The following is a 16236-nucleotide window of genomic DNA, read 5'->3' as shown; positions in this document are numbered from 1 at the left end:
ACGGCATCGGCCCGAAGGGGCCCGGAGATCGGGGCCGGACGATCGGCCAGCCAAGGAGGAAGGATGTTTCGTTACGCCACGATCGCGCTCGCCGCGATGACGCCCGTCGCCGCGCTGCACGCGGAGGACGGCCCGCGCCTGACGGGCACCCGCCTCGACATTACGGCCACGGGCGAGGTGATGCGGGCGCCCGACGTGGCCACGATCGGCGCGGGCGTCGTCACGCAGGCGGCGACGGCGTCGCAGGCGATGGCCGACAATGCGCGCCGCATGACCGCGACGATCGCGGCGCTGCGCAAGGCGGGCATCGCCGATCGCGATATCCGCACCGCTTCGCTGCGCCTGTCTCCGCAATATCGCTATGTCGACAATCAGCCGCCGCAGCTGACCGGCTATCAGGCGAGCAATCAGGTGACGGTGCGCTTCCGCGAGATCGCCAAGGCGGGCGGCATTCTCGATGCGCTGGTCGCGGCGGGCGCGAACCAGATCGACGGGCCCAATTTCGCGGTCGACAAGCCCGAGGCCGCTTTGGACGAGGCGCGCACCCAGGCGCTGGCGACGGCGAAGGCCCGCGCCGACCTCTATGCGCGCGCGGCGGGCCTGAGCGTGAAGCGGATCGTGGCGATCACCGAATCCACGAACGTCCAGTCTCCCATCCGCCCGATGATGGCGATGAGCCTGCGCGCCAAGGCGGATTCCACCCCGGTTGAGCCAGGCGAGGAAACGCTGGGCATCACGCTGCAGGTCACGTTCGAGCTGCAGTGAGGCGGGCCTAAGGCCGGACCGCAATCATCCGTAAACAGGTGCGGCGGTAGGATGACGTTCCGCCGCATCGGTCCTATCTGGGCGCTCCCATGACGACGCGTTTCGATCATCTTCCCGCGCGCCGCGCCATCATCGATCGGCGCGCCATCGCCGATGCGCTGGAGGCATTGCCGACGGCGGATGCCACGACGCTGCGCCTGTCGGCGACGCCCGTGCTGCGCGAGGCGCTGGCGGCGGGCCGGGATGAGATCGCACGTCGGCTGGCCGAAAGCCCCAGCTCGGGCAACGAGATCGCGGCCTCCTATGCGTTCCTGACCGATCAGATCCTGCGCCTCGCCTATGATTTCACCACGCAGCGGCTGTTCCCGAACCATCACCCGTCGGCGGGAGAGCGGCTCGCGCTGGCGGCGGTGGGCGGATACGGGCGCGGCGAGATGGCGCTCCATTCGGATATCGACATCGCCTTCCTCACCCCCTGGAAGCAGGCGGCGTGGGCGGAGCAGGTGATCGAATCCATGCTCTACACGCTGTGGGATCTGGGCCTGAAGGTGGGCCATTCGAGCCGCTCGATCGACGAGATGGTGCGGATGGCGAACGGCGATCTCACGATCCGCACCGCTTTGCTGGAGGCGCGCTACATCTGGGGCGATCAGGCGCTGTATGACGAGGCGGGCCGCCGCTTCGAGAAGGACGTGATGGCGTCCACCGCGCGCGCCTTCGTCGCCGAGAAGCTGGCCGAGCGGAATGCGCGGCACGAGCGGATGGGCGACAGCCGCTATGTGGTCGAGCCCAATCTGAAGGAAGGCAAGGGCGGCCTGCGCGATCTGCACGCGCTCTTCTGGATCGGCAAATATGCCTATCAGGTGCGCGACGTGGGCGATCTGGTCGAGCGCGGGCTGCTGACCGATCAGGAGCTGCGCCGCTTCCGCAAGGCCGAGAATTTCCTGTGGGCGGTGCGCTGCCACCTCCACATCCTCTCGCGCCGGCCCGAGGACCGGCTGACCTTCGACGTGCAGGCCGAGATCGCGCGGCGGATGCGCTATGCCGACCGGCCCGGAAAGTCCGCGGTCGAGCGCTTCATGCAGCATTATTTCCTGATCGCGAAGGAAGTGGGCGATCTCACCGCGATGTTCCTCGCGCATCTGGACGAGACGTTCGCCGCCAAGGGGCGCCGCTTCGGCATCACGCTGATCGGCCGCAAGCCCCGCAAGCTGGAAGGCTTCGTGCTGGATCGCGGGCGGCTGGCGGCGCCGAGCGACACCTTCTTCGCCGAAAATCCGGTACGCCTGCTGGAGCTGTTCGCGCTGGCGGACAAGCATCAGCTGGAGGTGCATCCGCTCACGTTGCGCATGGCCGGGCGCGATGCGAAATTGATCGACAATCAGGTGCGCGCCGATCCGGTCGCCAACCGCCATTTCCTGCAGGTGCTGGCCTCGCGCCGCGATCCGGAGCGCGTGCTGCGGACGATGAACGAGGCGGGCGTGTTCGGCCGCTTCGTGCCCGATTTCGGGCGCGTCGTGGCGCAGATGCAGTTCGACATGTACCACCATTACACGGTGGACGAGCATACGTTGCGCGCGATCGGCCTGCTCTCCCGCATCGAGCGCGGGCTGCTGGAGGAAGCGCATCCGGGCGCCGCCAAGATCCTGTCGCAGGTGGTGTGCCGGCGCGCGCTCTATGTGGCGGTGCTGCTGCACGATATCGCCAAGGGGCGCGGCGGCGATCATTCGACGCTGGGCGCGGAGGTGGCGCGCAAGCTCTGCCCGCGCTTCGGCCTGAAGCCTGCCGAAACCGAGACGGTGGCGTGGCTGGTGGAGCAGCATCTTTTGATGTCCGCCACCGCCTTCAAGCGCGATCTGGCCGATTTCAAGACGGTGCTGGATTTCGCCGAACGCGTGCAGAGCCCCGAGCGGCTGCGCCAGTTGCTGCTGCTCACGACGGTGGATATCCGCGCGGTGGGGCCGGGCGTGTGGAACGACTGGAAGCGCCAGCTGCTCGGCACGTTGTTCCACGCGGCCGAAGAGGTGCTGCGGCTGGGCCATCAGCAGACCGGGCGCAACGAGCGGATCAAGCTGAAGCAGGCGGAGCTGGGCGTGGAACTGGGCTGGTCGCGCCAGCGCTTCGACGCCTATCGCAAGCGCTTCCCGGACAGCTATTGGGTGGCCGAGGGCGTCGACATTCTCGAGCGCAATGCGCGGCTTATTTCGGCGGCGGATGCGGGCGAGAAGCCGCTCTCGATCGCGACGCAGCCCGATCCCCAGCGCGGCGCGACGCTGGTCACGATCTACGCGGCCGATCATCCCGGCCTGTTCTACCGCGTTGCGGGTGCGATCCATCTGGCGGGCGCCAGCATCATCGATGCGCGCATTCACACGACGCGCGACGGCATGGCGATCGACAATCTGCTGGTACAGGATCCGTTCGGCAAACCGTTCGACGATCCGATGCGGCTGCGACGGCTGGCGACGGCGATCGAGGATGCGCTGGCCAATCGCAGCCAGCTGGCGGCCAAGCTCGCCACCAAGCCCTCCCCCCGCACGCGGGCGGAGGCGTTCGTGGTCGAGCCCAACGTGCTGATCGATAATCGCGCGTCCAACCGCTACACGGTGGTGGAGGTGAATGCGCATGATCGGCCGGCACTGCTGCATGCGCTGGCTTATGCGTTGTTCCAGGCGAAGGTGACGATCCGCTCCGCCCATGTCGCGACCTATGGCACGCGCGCGGTGGATACCTTCTATCTGACCGATCTGCTCGGCGACAAGATCGAGGGCGCGGTGCGGCTGCGGACGCTGGAGCGGCTGTTGCTGGCGGCGGCGGGCGGCGGCGAGCCGGAGCCCGAGGAAGAGGCGCCGAAGCGCGAGCGCGAGAAGGAAAAGGTGAAGGTTTAGGGTCTTCGGACCCCTGCCCCCAACCGTTTGTGCTGAGCCCTTCGACTGCCTGCCAAGGCAGGCGCTCAGGACAGGCTGGCCTTCGGCCAGTCGAAGCACGGGCCCCGGGCAATTCGTCCAGCAACACGTCCTTCGACTTCGCTCAGGACGGGCGGGTTTTGGGACTGCTGAGCTTTACTGAGAGGGCTCTTACCGCCCCTGCATGTCCCGTGCGCCGGCGGGCATCCGCACCGTCAGGCTGCCCAGCGCCTCGTCCAGCAGGATCTGGCAGGCGAGGCGGCTGGTGCGCGTCACATGCGCGGCGAGATCGAGCAGATCATCCTCCTCCTCGCTCGCGCGGGGGAGGCGGACGAAATCGGCCGGATCGACGATGACGTGGCAGGTGGAACAGGCCATCTGCCCCTCGCACGTCCCCTCCAGCGGCTGGCCGGCATTCTGCGCGACCTCCAAAAGCCGCGAGCCGGGCGCGGCCTCGACGATTTCGGTGCGACCGTCGACGGCGACGAAGGTGATGGTGACGCTCATGCCCAAGCCTTCTGCCGTTCGGCTGCCGCAAGGATCAAGCGGATTGCGCGTTCCAGATCCTCTTCCGCGGTATAGCGCCCGAAGCCGAGGCGGATCGAGGATTTTGCCTGCGCGTCGCTGAGGCCGATCGCCCGCAGCACATGGCTGGTCCGTCCGGAGCCGCTGGCGCAGGCGGAGCCGGCCGAGAACATCACCTCGCGCACGTCGGACATCAGGCGGGCGACATCGAGGCCGTCGCGGCGGATATTGAGATTGCCAGCGTAGCGGCGGTCTACCGCGCCATTGATCGTCCAGCCGTCGAGCAGCGAGCGGGCGTGGACGAACAGCCGGGCGAGATGAAGGGCATCCTCACCGGCCCGTTCCCCCATCAGCTTCGCGGCCATGCCGAAGCCCGCGCACAAAGCGGGCGCCAGCGTGCCCGACCGGAGCCCTGCTTCCTGGCCGCCGCCATGAAGCAGAGGTTCGGGCACGATGCCGTCGCGCAGCCAGAGCGCGCCGATGCCTTTGGGGCCGTGGATCTTGTGGGCGGAGAGCGCGATCAGGTCGCAGGCGTCGGCGGGCAGGGGCACGCGGCCATAGCCCTGCACGGCATCGCACAGCATCACGGCACCTGCCGCCCGCGCGAGCGCGCCCAGCTCCGCGATCGGCTGGACCGTGCCGATCTCGTTGTTGACGAGCATCGCGGCGACCAGAGCGGTGCGGTCGTCGATCGCGGCGGCCGCCGCGTCCAGATCGACGATCCCCTCGGGCGAAACGGGCAGCACGATCACCTCATGCCCCTGCGTTGCCAGCCATCCGAGCGTGTCCAGCACGGCGGCATGCTCAATCGCGGTGGTCACGATGCGCGGGCGTGTGTTCCGCAAAGGCGTGGCGATACCCTTGATCGCCCAGTTGAGCGCTTCGGTCGCGCCGCTGGTGAAGGCGAGGCGCCCGCCGGGGCCGAAGGGAGCGGCGATCCGTTCGCGCGCCACCTCCACCGCCGCTTTCGCCTCGCGGCCCATGCGGTGGGGGGAGTGGGGGTTGCCGAATGCCTCCTCCATCAGCGGGCGCATCGCCTCGCGCGCCTCGGGGGCGAGCGGGGTCGTGGCTTGATAATCGAGATAGATCATGCCGAGCGGCGCCCGCCTGCCATCTGCGCGTAAGCGGCGGCGAAGGCTTCAACCTCGGCGCGCGTGGTCGACCAGCCGAAGCTCACGCGGATCACTTCGCGCGCCTCCGCCTCGGTCAGGCCCATCGCGCCCAGCACATGGCTGGTATGGAGCGAGCCGGACGAACAGGCGCTGCCCGCCGAGACGGCGAAACCGGCCGCGTCCAGCCGGATCAGTTGCGCCTCCGCGCTCATGCCGGGCAGGCGATAGGCGGCGATGGTCGGCGTGCGTGCGGTGCCGCCCAGCAGATCGCCGCCGACGGGCAGGCCGCCGGATCGGGCGATGGTCGTTTCGAGCGCCAGCCGCCATTCGATCTGCTCCAGCAGCCAGGGCGGCTGCGCGCCCGCCAGCGCGGGATCGAGCGCGGCGGCGAAGCCGAGGATGGCAGGCAGATTCTCGGTGCCGGCGCGGTAGCCGCGCTCCTGTCCTCCACCCAGAGGCGCCAATATGCCCATGTCGCGCACCAGCAGCGCGCCGATGCCGGGCGGCCCGCCCAGTTTGTGGGCGGAGACAGCGATCAGATCCGCCGGGGGAAGCGGCAGCTTTCCCGCCGTCTGCGCGCAATCGACGAACAGCACGCCGCCGGCCGCATCCACCACCTCCACGATCTCGTCGATCCGCTGGAGGATGCCCGTTTCGGAATTGCCATGCTGGATCGCCACCAGAGCCTGGGGATGCGCGTGCATCAGCGCGCCGAAAGCGAGGGGCTCCACCAGCCCGTCCGCGCCCACCGGCGCCACGATCGCGTCGGCACGCTGCCGCAGGACGGAGGCATGCTCCACCGCGCTGACGATGCAGGGCCGTTCGCGGCTTTGCCGGGTGAGGGCGATCTGCGCGCTTTCGGTGGTGCCGCTCGTGAAGATCAGGTCATGCGTCCAGCCCAGCGCCGCCTTGATCCGGCTGCGTGCCCCCTCCAGGGCGGCGCGGGCGGCGCGGCCCTCGGCATGGGGCGAGGAGGGGTTGGCCCAGCGGCCGAGTGCGTCGGCCATTGCCTCGCGCGCGGCGGTGCTGAGCGGCGTGGTGGCGGCATGGTCCAGATAGATGCGCGGGGCGGACAGTTGGGGGCTCCGGTTGCGTTGTGATTGCACGGCTTAGCGCGAACCCTATATAGGCGCACGATCGGCCCTGCCCTAGCGGCGGCGGCGCGCCACGCCAAACGCCACAGGAATACCCTTGCCAGAAGTCATTTTCCCCGGCCCGGAAGGGCGCCTCGAAGGTCGCTTCAATCCGGGCCCGCGCCCGCGCGCGCCCGTCGCGATGATCCTGCACCCGCATCCGCAGGCGGGCGGCACGATGAACAACCGCATCGTGCAGGCCTGCTACCAGACGTTCGTGAAGCGCGGCTTCGCGACGTTGCGCTTCAATTTCCGCGGCGTCGGCAAGAGCCAGGGCGTGTTCGACAATGGCATCGGCGAACTGTCCGACGCGGCGAGCGCGCTCGACTGGGTGCAGTCGATCCACCCGGAGGCGCAGACCACCTGGATCGCCGGCTTCTCGTTCGGCGCGTGGATCGGCATGCAGCTGCTGATGCGCCGCCCGGAGATCAAGGGCTTCATCTCGATCGCCCCGCCCGCGAACCTCTACGACTTCACCTTCCTGGCGCCGTGCCCGTCCTCGGGCATCATCATCCAGGGCGAGGCGGACGAGGTGGCGACGCCGCTCGCCACCCAGAAGCTGGTCGACAAGCTGCGCACCCAGCGCCACATCACGATCCATCACGACGTGATCCCCGGCGCGAACCACTTCTTCGAGCATGAGATGCCGCAGCTCATGACCTCGGTGGACGATTATCTGGATATGCGCCTGAAGTAAGGCGGGAAGGAGCGGGCATTCGCTCTTTTCCTCTTCGTCATCCTGAACTCGTTTCAGGATCCATTGCCCGGACGATGACGCAGGCGACCCGCCTGTCGAACGATCAGGTCATGGATCCTGAAACAAGTTCAGGATGACGGTTGTTTCGATGTCGTATGATGTATATGCATCATTGCATGGGCAACCCAAATCCCTGCGCCTGTACCAGCCTCCGCAAGGCATCCCGTGCCGTGACGCGCTTCTATGACGAGGCGATCGCGGCGAGTGGGCTCAGCATCGGGCAATTCTCGCTGTTGCGCGCGCTGTCGCGGAACGGGCCGACGCCGCTCAGCCAGTTCGCCGAGCAGATGGTGATGGAGCGCACCTCGCTCTACCGGATGCTGGCGCCGCTGGAAGCGCGCGGACTGATCGCGGTGACGGCCGGAGCGGGGCGCGCGCGGATCGCGGCGCTGACCGAGCAGGGACGTGCCGTCATGGAAGAGACGCGCGCGGCATGGGAGGCGACGCAGGCGCGCTTTGTCCAGACGCTGGGCGAAGAGAAATGGCGGACGCTGCACGCGCTGCTGGCCGAGGCCACCCACGTCGCCGAGGAGATCGCCGCATGAGCGCCATTGCCCGCAGCCTGCCGCTTTCGGCACGGCATCGTATCCTCGCGGTGGTGGGCGTCACCTTCGTCGCCCTGCTCGTCTCAGCGGGGTCGCGCGCGGCGCCGGGCGTGCTGATGGTGCCGCTACAGACGGCGTTCGGCTGGGATCGGGCGACCGTCTCCGCCTCGGCCGCGATCGGCATCGTGCTGTATGGGCTGGTCGGCCCGTTCGCGGCGGCCCTGATGCAGTCGTTCGGCATCCGGCGGACGATGATCTGCGGGCTGGCGTTGATGTCGGTCGCGACCTTCCTCAGCCTCGGCATGAGCAAGCCCTGGCATTATGTGCTCACCTGGGGCGTGCTGTCCGGCATAGGATCCGGCGCGGTCGCCTCGGTGATGGGCGCGGCGGTGGTCAATCGCTGGTTCGCCACGCGGCAGGGGCTGGTGATGGGCCTGCTCAGCGCCAGCACGGCGACGGGCGCGCTCGTCTTCCTGCCCTTCATCGCGTGGCTGTCGCGCGAGGGGGCGTGGCAGCCGGTGGCGATGGCGGTGAGCATCGCCTGCGCGGCCCTGATCCCGTTCGTGATCCTGTTCCTGCCCGAGCATCCGGGCGATGTCGGCACGCGCCGTCTGGGCGAGCATGCCGATGCCGAGGCGGCACCGGTCCGCCGCGCGACCGATCCCCTGCTCGCGATCCGGACGCTCGTGATGGCCGCGAAGCGCCCGGTCTTCTGGCTGCTGGCGGGCACCTTTTTCGTCTGCGGACTGACGACCAACGGGCTGGTCGGCACGCATATGATCGCCTTCTGCGGCGATCATGGCATTCCGCCGGTGCAGGCGGCGGGGCTGCTCTCGCTGATGGGGCTGTTCGATCTGTTCGGGACGGCCGCCTCGGGCTGGCTGACAGATCGCTACGATCCGCGCCGTTTGCTGTTCGTCTATTATGGCCTGCGCGGCCTTTCGCTGATGGCCCTGCCGTTCCTCGATTTCGGGGCGGGCAGCCTGACGGTGTTCGCCGTCTTCTATGGGCTCGACTGGATCGCGACCGTACCGCCGACGGTGAAGCTCACCAATGTGGCGTTCGGCGAGCGCGATGCGCCGATCGTGTTCGGCTGGGTGATGGTGGGGCACCAGCTGGGCGCGGCGACGGCGGCGTTCGGCGCGGGCCTGATCCGCGAGACGACGGGGACCTATCTGCCGGCCTTCCTCGTGGCGGGCGCGATCGGCGTGCTGGCCTCGCTGGTGGTGCTGATGGGACGGGTGGAGCGGAAGCCGCTGGCGGTGGCCTGATGCTTTTGCCGTCATTCCCGCGAAGGCGGGAATCCATTGCCGCCGCGTTTGAAACTCCGCTTCGACCATTCGAGTGAATGGATCTCCGCCTTCGCGGGGATGACGAACCAGAGCGAGAGAAGGCGCGCGCTCTTGCCGTTATCGCGCGCATCCCCCACCATCTTCCCATGACCTCCGTTCCCGAACTCGGCCAGCGCGCGCGTGACGTGTTTCGGATGGTGGTCGAGGGCTATCTGGAGAGTGGCGGGCCGGTCGGCTCGCGCACCATCTCGCGCTTCGGCGGCCTCAATCTCTCTCCCGCCTCGATCCGCAACGTGATGCAGGATCTGGAGGAGATGGGGCTGCTTGCGGCGCCCCATGCCTCGGCCGGGCGGATGCCGACCGAGACGGGACTGCGCCTGTTCGTCGATGGCATGATGCAGACGACCACGCTTTCGGACGAGGAGCGCGCCGCGATCGAGGCGCAGGTCCGCACGGGGCCATTGGAGGAGGCGCTGGCCGCGACCAGCCAGGTGCTGTCCGGCCTGTCCGCCTGCGCGGGCATCGTGCTGGTGCCGCGCCATGAGCCGGTGTTGCGGCAGTTCGCCTTCCTGCCGCTCTCGCCCGGCCGCGCGGTGGCAGTGCTGGTGGGTGCGGACGGGTCGGTCGAAAATCGCGTGATGGATCTGCCCCTCGACGTGCCGCCGCACGCTTTGGGCGAGGCCGCCAATTATATGACCGCGATGCTGGGCGGGCTGACGCTGGCCGAGGCGCAGGTGCGGCTGGATGACGAGATCGCGCTCGGCCGATCGGCATTGGATCAGGCGGCGCAGGATCTGGTGGCGCGCGGCCTCGCCGTCTGGTCCGAGGACAATAGCCGTCGCCCGGTGATGATCGTGCGCGGTGCCGCCAACCTGATCGATCCGGTCGCCGCTGCCGATCTGGAGCGGGTGCGGCAATTGCTGGACGAGATCGAGGGCAAGGAGGAGATCGCCCGCCTGCTGGACAGCGCACGCGGCGCGCGGGCGATGAAGATCTTCATCGGATCGGAGAACAAGCTGTTCGCTTTGTCCGGCTCCTCGGTTATCGCCGCGCCCTATCACGGCACGGATGGCCGCGTGGTCGGCGTGGTGGGGGTGATCGGCCCCACACGGTTGAACTATGCGCGTGTCGTTCCCATGGTGGATTTCACCGCCCGTACACTGACGAGATTGATGGCATGACCGACGAAACGACCGCTCCCGAAGACCTGCGCGAGCAGACCGCTGCCGAGGCACCCGAAGTGGCCGAACATGATCTGACCGCGAAGCTGGAAGCCGAGATCGAGGAGCTTCGCTCCAAGGTGCTGTACGCGCAGGCCGAGACGCAGAATGTGCGCCGCCGGATGGAGAAGGACGCCGCCGACGCGCGCGCTTATGCCGCCACGTCGTTCGCGCGCGACATGCTCTCCGTCTCCGACAATATGGCGCGCGCCATCGCCGCCATTCCGGCCGCCGCCGCCGAAAACGAAAGCGTGAAGACGATCGTCGCGGGCATCGCGATGACGGCCAAGGAGCTGGAAAATGTGTTCCAGCGCCACGGCATCACCAAGATCGAGGCGGTCGGCCACAAGCTGGATCCGAACAAGCATCAGGCGATGATCGAACTGCCGAGCGATCAGGAGCCGGGCACGATCGTGCAGGAGATGCAGGCCGGCTACATGATCAAGGATCGCCTGCTGCGCCCGGCGATGGTGGGCGTCGCCAAGGCGGGCTGAGCGCCTTCGGCGGTTTTACGTCCGCGAAGCGGAATGATATTTTGATTCGCGCAGAGACGCGGAGACGCGGAGAGAAATGAGGAGGCAGCGGTTACGCTGCTTTTCCTGCCCTCCGCGTCTCCGCGTCTCTGCGCGAATCCCGCTTCCTCATAAAATCCTGCGCTGCGTGATTGGGGTGGTTCCCGCCCCGCCATTGGGATCACACGCAATTGCCGCGCAACCTTCATCGTTCGGAAGGTCGCGCGTAACCCTTTGTCGCTAAGGCGACTCCGCTGATCATCGGCGGGGGGAAGCCATGGGCAGGGTCGCGAAGGTCGCGTTTCACATGATGGCGCTGGTGCCGTTTGTCTTCACGATCGGCGGCCCCAGCCCGGCGAGCGCGCCGTCGCCGCGCGCCGCCGCCATCGCCCAGCCGGCCGACGCGCTCTCGATCCTGACCTACAATGTCGAGGGCCTGCCCTGGCCGGTGCGCTCGGGCCGGGACGAGGCGGCGGCGCGCATCGCCGAACGCCTGCGCGGGCTCCGGGCCAAGGGCGCGCAGCCGCATATCGTGGTGGTGCAGGAGGCGTTCGGCGCGGCGCAGCGCGCGATCGGTGCGCATGCGGGCTATCGCTACATCGTCGAGGGTCCGGGCGCGGACGTCCGCAATCGGGCGGCCGAGGCGGCTGCGGATCGCACGGATCGCGCCTACATGGCATCGGGATCGCGCCTGATGGGCGAAGGTTCGGGCAAATGGGCGGGCAGCGGTCTGCTGATCTTCTCCGATTTCCCGATCCTGGGCGTCACCTCGACCGTCTTTCCCGATCATGCCTGCGCGGGGCTGGATTGCCTCGCCAACAAGGGCGCGATGATCGCGCTGGTCGCCGTGCCGGGCGCGCCGCAGCCGATCGCGCTGGTGGCGACGCATCTCAACGCGAAGACGGCCTCCGGCGTGTCCGAGGCGCGCTATGCCCGCGCCTTCGCCCGGCAGGTGGATGTGCTGGGCGCATTCCTGCGCGCGCATCTGCCGCCGGGCCTGCCTTATGTGATGGCGGGCGATACCAATATCGGCCGCGGATCGACCCGCGCGGGCCAGTTCGCGGCGATGCTGGGCAGCCTCGCCCGACCCGACGGCCACCCGCCGATCCGCACCGCGCTGGTCGCCTGCCTGCGTCGGCGGGGCGGCTGCAGCGTGGATGCGCCCGAGGATGCCCGCGCCTCGCGCGACAAGGGCAAGGATCTGCAAATCTATGCGGCGGGCAGCGTGACGGCGCTGCGCCCGACGGCGGTGACGGTGCCGTTCGGCACCGAGGCGGACGGATCGATGCTGTCCGACCATATCGGCTATGCTGTGCGCTATGCCGTGGAGCGCGTGCCGGGCTCGGGCCTGATGATCGCGTCGCGATAGCGCCGCCCGTTTCCCCGGCCCTATCCGGGTGGTGGGGCTGCCCGACCACGCAGCTCTTGTTTTCGAGCGCGGCGCTGGCGGTCGGTTCGGAGGGGCTGAGCCGGCCGATATGCACGAAAATCGGAAAATCGCGGGCGATCAGCGAGTCGGCGAGTGCCGCCGTCATCTCCAGATTTTCGGCGAAAGAGCGACGATCAGTAAGGCGCGTCGTCTCCTGCCGCCACGGTCTTCGCTTCCGCTTCCGCCGTCTTTCCGCTGGCGAAGCCGAAGCGGATCGGGATGGCGGTGCCGGGGGTGACGACCGGATCGACGTCGAACAGCATCAGATGCTTGCCGCCGGGTGCGAACCTCGTGTCGGAGCGGGCGGGCAGCGGCAGGCTGGGCAGCGGCTTCATCATCGCCATGCCGCCCGTCCCCATGCTCTCGTGCATCTCGATCCGCTTCGCGAGCGCGCTTTCCACGCGCACCAGCGTCTCGTCGGCGCGCCCGCCGGAGACGGTGAAGTAAGCGGCGGCCGGGCGGCCCGGCACGGCGGGCAGGCGCACCCAGGCGTGGGTGACCTTCGGTTCCGCCGGATGACCGTCGCATCCGCCGAGCAGGGCGAGGGGGGCAAGGGCGGCGGCGAGGAGGGCGATGCGCGTCATGACGCATCCCTACCGGATGGCACCGGCTGCGGGAAAGGCGGCCCTGCGCGACGAACCGCATGGAACCGTTATGGAACCGCGCCTCGGGCCGCCTCCTTGCGGACACTTTTCCACCACCTATATCGCCCGTCGTGAAACGTCGTGGAAACGGTGGTTCGCCTTTTGAGGGGGCTGCCGTCGCGACACGAAATCTGCTTGCAAGAGGAACCCAATGGCCAAAGTCATCGGCATCGATCTCGGTACGACCAACAGCTGCGTCGCGGTCATGGAGGGCGGGAGCCCCAAGGTGATCGAAAATGCCGAAGGCGCGCGCACCACGCCCTCGATCGTCGCCTTCGCCAAGGATGGCGAGCGCCTGATCGGTCAGCCGGCGAAGCGCCAGGCCGTCACCAACCCCGACAACACGATCTTCGCGGTGAAGCGCCTGATCGGCCGCCGCTTCGACGATCCGGTGACCAAGAAGGACACCGAGCTGGTCCCCTATCACATCGTGAAGGGTGCGAATGGCGACGCGTGGGTGCAGGCCGGCGGCGAGGATTATTCGCCCAGCCAGATTTCCGCCTTCACGCTGCAGAAGATGAAGGAAACCGCCGAGAGCTATCTGGGCGAGACCGTCACGCAGGCCGTCATCACGGTTCCGGCCTATTTCAACGACGCGCAGCGCCAGGCGACCAAGGATGCCGGCCGCATCGCGGGCCTGGAAGTGCTGCGCATCATCAACGAGCCGACGGCGGCGGCGCTCGCCTACGGCCTCGACAAGGACACCAACAAGACGATCGCGGTCTATGACCTTGGCGGCGGCACGTTCGACGTGTCCGTGCTGGAGATCGGCGACGGCGTGTTCGAGGTGAAGTCCACCAATGGCGACACGTTCCTCGGCGGCGAGGATTTCGACGCCAAGGTCGTCGAATATCTGGCGCAGGGCTTCAAGGCGTCCGAGGGTATCGATCTGACCAAGGATCGTCTGGCTCTGCAGCGCCTGAAGGAAGCCGCCGAGAAGGCGAAGATCGAGCTGTCGTCCACCGCGACGACCGAGGTGAACCTGCCCTTCATCACCGCCGACGCCACCGGGCCGAAGCATCTGGTGAAGCAGATCACGCGCGCCGATCTGGAGCGTCTGGTCGAGCCGCTCATCACGCGCACGATCGAGCCGATGAAGAAGGCGCTCAAGGATGCGGGCCTCTCGGCCGGCGACATCGACGAGGTCGTCCTCGTCGGCGGCATGACGCGCATGCCCAAGGTGCGCGAAGCCGTGAAGGCCTTCTTCGGCAAGGAGCCGCACACCGGCGTGAACCCCGATGAGGTGGTCGCGATCGGCGCCGCCGTGCAGGCGGGCGTGCTGCAGGGCGACGTGAAGGACGTGCTGCTGCTCGACGTGACCCCGCTGTCGCTGGGCATCGAGACGCTGGGCGGCATCATGACCAAGATGATCGACCGCAACACGACGATCCCGACCAAGAAGTCGCAGACCTATTCGACGGCGGATGACAATCAGAACGCCGTGACGATCCGCGTCTTCCAGGGCGAGCGCGAAATGGCGCAGGACAACAAGATGCTGGGCCAGTTCGATCTGGTCGGCATCCCGCCGGCGCCGCGCGGCGTGCCGCAGATCGAGGTGACGTTCGACATCGACGCGAACGGCATCGTGAACGTGTCCGCCAAGGACAAGGGCACGGGCAAGGAGCAGCAGATCAAGATTCAGGCCTCGGGCGGCCTGTCGGACTCCGACATCGATCAGATGGTGAAGGATGCCGAGCAGTTCGCCGAAGAGGACAAGAAGCGTCGTGCCTCGGCGGAAGCCAAGAACAACGCCGAAAGCCTGATCCACTCCACCGAGAGCCAGCTGCGCGAGCATGGCGATGCGGTGGAAGCGGGCCTGAAGTCCGAGATCGAGGGCGCGATCGTCGAGGCGCGCGCCGCCGTCGAGAGCAACGATGCCGAGAAGATGACCGAGAAGGCCAATGCGCTTGCGCAGGTCGCCATGAAGATGGGCCAGGCCATTTACGAGAAGCAGCAGGCGGCCGGCGGTGACGCCGCAGCCGGCGCTGCCCCCGGCGCGGGCCAGGGCGAAGATGTGGTCGATGCCGAATTCTCGGAAGTCGACGACAACAAGTAAGGACGTGAGCCCTCTCCCGCTTTCGCGGGAGGGGGATGGGTGAGGGTCTTGTGCTTTCCGGGTCGCGGTACGTGCCGGGGCCGGGCAAGACCCTCACCCCAGCCCTTTCCTGCGAAAGCGGGAGAGGGAGTTACTGCGGGGCGCTGAATGGCTGACGTCGATTATTACGAACTGCTCGAGGTCGAGCGGACCGCTGACGACAAGACGATCAAGACGTCTTACCGTCGCCTGGCCATGCAATGCCATCCGGATCGCAATCCGGGCTGCTCGGACAGCGAAGCCAAGTTCAAGGCGATCAGCGTCGCCTATGATGTGCTGAAGGATCCGCAGAAGCGCGCGGCCTATGATCGCTATGGCCATGCCGCCTTCCAGAATGGCGGCGGCGGTGGCGGCCACGGTGCGCAGGGCTTCGAGGGCTTCTCCGACATCTTCGAGAATATCTTCGGCGAGTTCATGGGCGGTGGTGGCCGGGGTGGCGGCCGCTCGTCCGTGCTGCGCGGTGCGGACCTGCGCTACGATCTCGAAATCAGTCTGGAAGACGCCTTCCACGGGCGCACCGAGCAGATCCGCGTCGATGTCGCGGCGGCGTGCGACACCTGCCACGGTTCGGGTGCGGCCGAAGGCTCTGCCCCGCGCACCTGCGGCACCTGCGCCGGCCACGGCAAGGTCCGCGCGCAGCAGGGCTTCTTCGTGGTGGAGCGGACCTGCCCCACCTGCCACGGGCGCGGCCAGACCATCTCCTCCCCCTGCGGCGCCTGTCATGGCGAAGGCCGGGTGGAGAAGACCAAGACGCTGGAATTAAAGATTCCGCGCGGCGTGGATGAAGGCACGCGCATCCGCATGACCGGCGAGGGCGAGGCGGGCGCGCGCGGCGGGCCGGCGGGCGACCTCTACGTGTTCATCCACGTGACGCGCCACGATCTGTTCCAGCGCGACGGTACGACGCTCTTCGCGCACGCGCCGATCAGCATCACCACGGCGGCGCTGGGCGGCACGATCACCGTGCCGGGCCTCGACGGCGCCGCGCACGAGATCCGTATTCCGGCCGGTATCCAGTCGGGCAAGCAACTCCGCCAGCGCGCGGCGGGCATGCCCGTGCTGAACGGGCGCGGGCAGGGCGATCTCGTGATCCAGATCGACGTCGAGACGCCGACCAAGCTGACCGCGCGCCAGAAGGAATTGCTCGAGGAATTCCGCTCGACCGAAACGGGCGAGGAATGCCCGCAGGCGAGCGGCTTCTTCACCTTCCTGAAGGACAAGCTCGCGGGGAATTGATGGTCCTGTGCTCCTGCGAAGGCAGGAGCACAGGGCTTCAAGCGCAGCGTTCGTGGCTCTGGATT

At 67.9% G+C, this 16236-nt stretch carries 14 protein-coding genes; 10 read left to right on the top strand and 4 right to left on the bottom strand.

The features are described from left to right. Positions 1–63 precede the first annotated feature (63 nt). Both HL653_RS01285 and HL653_RS01280 read left to right on the top strand, forming a co-directional pair. Positions 64–765, top strand: a complete 702-nt coding sequence (locus HL653_RS01285) for an SIMPL domain-containing protein (RefSeq protein WP_171742899.1) — start codon at positions 64–66, stop codon at positions 763–765. An 89-nt stretch (positions 766–854) separates the two neighbouring features. Continuing rightward, positions 855–3653 carry a [protein-PII] uridylyltransferase gene (locus HL653_RS01280; protein WP_171742898.1) on the top strand — a complete coding sequence of 933 codons (2799 nt, stop codon included), beginning with the start codon at positions 855–857 and terminating at the stop codon, positions 3651–3653. Between the two features lie 189 nt (positions 3654–3842). On the opposite strand, the gene HL653_RS01275 is transcribed toward HL653_RS01280, so the two are convergent. The 3 genes from HL653_RS01275 to HL653_RS01265 are packed head-to-tail and all read right to left on the bottom strand — an operon-like array spanning position 3843 to position 6384. Further along, complete coding sequence (locus tag HL653_RS01275) at positions 3843–4178, bottom strand: 2Fe-2S iron-sulfur cluster-binding protein (RefSeq protein WP_171742897.1); 336 nt, start codon at positions 4176–4178, stop codon at positions 3843–3845. Further along, a complete protein-coding gene (locus tag HL653_RS01270; RefSeq protein WP_171742896.1) occupies positions 4175–5287 on the bottom strand; it encodes a cysteine desulfurase family protein in 1113 nt (370 codons plus the stop codon). The genes HL653_RS01275 and HL653_RS01270 overlap by 4 nt, the downstream gene beginning before the upstream one ends. Beyond that, positions 5284–6384 carry a cysteine desulfurase family protein gene (locus HL653_RS01265; RefSeq protein ID WP_171746708.1) on the bottom strand — a complete coding sequence of 367 codons (1101 nt, stop codon included), beginning with the start codon at positions 6382–6384 and terminating at the stop codon, positions 5284–5286. The genes HL653_RS01270 and HL653_RS01265 overlap by 4 nt, the downstream gene beginning before the upstream one ends. 115 nt (positions 6385–6499) lie before the next feature. Between HL653_RS01265 and HL653_RS01260 the strand changes: the two genes are divergently transcribed. The 6 genes from HL653_RS01260 (at position 6500) to HL653_RS01235 (ending at position 12136) form a co-directional block, all read left to right on the top strand. Then, positions 6500–7138: an alpha/beta hydrolase gene (locus HL653_RS01260; RefSeq protein WP_171742895.1), complete on the top strand. Its 639-nt coding sequence runs from the start codon at positions 6500–6502 to the stop codon at positions 7136–7138. A 230-nt stretch (positions 7139–7368) separates the two neighbouring features. Then, complete coding sequence (locus tag HL653_RS01255; RefSeq protein WP_171742894.1) at positions 7369–7743, top strand: MarR family winged helix-turn-helix transcriptional regulator; 375 nt, start codon at positions 7369–7371, stop codon at positions 7741–7743. Further along, positions 7740–9014 (top strand): MFS transporter, encoded by a 1275-nt coding sequence (locus HL653_RS01250; RefSeq protein WP_171742893.1) that lies wholly within the window; start codon positions 7740–7742, stop codon positions 9012–9014. The genes HL653_RS01255 and HL653_RS01250 overlap by 4 nt, the downstream gene beginning before the upstream one ends. Positions 9015–9181: 167 nt before the next feature. Further along, positions 9182–10216, top strand: a complete 1035-nt coding sequence (gene hrcA, locus HL653_RS01245) for a heat-inducible transcriptional repressor HrcA (protein WP_171742892.1) — start codon at positions 9182–9184, stop codon at positions 10214–10216. Continuing rightward, entirely contained in the window at positions 10213–10749 is a 537-nt protein-coding gene (gene grpE / locus HL653_RS01240; RefSeq protein ID WP_171742891.1) for a nucleotide exchange factor GrpE, read from the top strand. Before hrcA ends, grpE begins: the two co-directional genes overlap by 4 nt. Positions 10750–11044: 295 nt before the next feature. Beyond that, the gene (locus HL653_RS01235) at positions 11045–12136 is read left to right on the top strand and encodes an endonuclease/exonuclease/phosphatase family protein (protein ID WP_171742890.1); all 1092 of its coding nucleotides are present in this window, start codon (positions 11045–11047) and stop codon (positions 12134–12136) included. A 194-nt stretch (positions 12137–12330) separates the two neighbouring features. On the opposite strand, the gene HL653_RS01230 is transcribed toward HL653_RS01235, so the two are convergent. Further along, entirely contained in the window at positions 12331–12780 is a 450-nt protein-coding gene (locus tag HL653_RS01230) for a copper chaperone PCu(A)C (RefSeq protein ID WP_171742889.1), read from the bottom strand. Positions 12781–12991: 211 nt separating this feature from the next. Here HL653_RS01230 and dnaK point away from each other — a divergent pair, with 211 nt between their 5' ends. Next, positions 12992–14896: a molecular chaperone DnaK gene (dnaK, locus tag HL653_RS01225; protein ID WP_171742888.1), complete on the top strand. Its 1905-nt coding sequence runs from the start codon at positions 12992–12994 to the stop codon at positions 14894–14896. A 147-nt stretch (positions 14897–15043) separates the two neighbouring features. Then, positions 15044–16171: a molecular chaperone DnaJ gene (gene dnaJ, locus HL653_RS01220; RefSeq protein WP_171742887.1), complete on the top strand. Its 1128-nt coding sequence runs from the start codon at positions 15044–15046 to the stop codon at positions 16169–16171. The last annotated feature ends 65 nt before the right edge of the window (positions 16172–16236 follow it).

It is taken from the genome of Sphingomonas sp. AP4-R1 (assembly GCF_013113735.1).
In the GTDB taxonomy this organism is placed as follows: domain Bacteria; phylum Pseudomonadota; class Alphaproteobacteria; order Sphingomonadales; family Sphingomonadaceae; genus Sphingomonas_I.
This window is presented reverse-complemented; position numbering and strand designations above follow the sequence as displayed.

Bases quoted from the DNA above. Each gene is read 5' to 3' on its own strand.
- HL653_RS01275 (WP_171742897.1), bottom strand. From the start codon at position 4,178: ATGAGCGTCACCATCACCTTCGTCGCCGTCGACGGTCGCACCGAAATC.
- dnaK (WP_171742888.1), top strand. From the start codon at position 12,992: ATGGCCAAAGTCATCGGCATCGATCTCGGTACGACCAACAGCTGCGTC.
- HL653_RS01270 (WP_171742896.1), bottom strand. From the start codon at position 5,287: ATGATCTATCTCGATTATCAAGCCACGACCCCGCTCGCCCCCGAGGCG.
- hrcA (WP_171742892.1), top strand. From the start codon at position 9,182: ATGACCTCCGTTCCCGAACTCGGCCAGCGCGCGCGTGACGTGTTTCGG.
- grpE (WP_171742891.1), top strand. From the start codon at position 10,213: ATGACCGACGAAACGACCGCTCCCGAAGACCTGCGCGAGCAGACCGCT.
- HL653_RS01250 (WP_171742893.1), top strand. From the start codon at position 7,740: ATGAGCGCCATTGCCCGCAGCCTGCCGCTTTCGGCACGGCATCGTATC.
- dnaJ (WP_171742887.1), top strand. From the start codon at position 15,044: ATGGCTGACGTCGATTATTACGAACTGCTCGAGGTCGAGCGGACCGCT.
- HL653_RS01230 (WP_171742889.1), bottom strand. From the start codon at position 12,780: ATGACGCGCATCGCCCTCCTCGCCGCCGCCCTTGCCCCCCTCGCCCTG.
- HL653_RS01285 (WP_171742899.1), top strand. From the start codon at position 64: ATGTTTCGTTACGCCACGATCGCGCTCGCCGCGATGACGCCCGTCGCC.
- HL653_RS01280 (WP_171742898.1), top strand. From the start codon at position 855: ATGACGACGCGTTTCGATCATCTTCCCGCGCGCCGCGCCATCATCGAT.
- HL653_RS01235 (WP_171742890.1), top strand. From the start codon at position 11,045: ATGGGCAGGGTCGCGAAGGTCGCGTTTCACATGATGGCGCTGGTGCCG.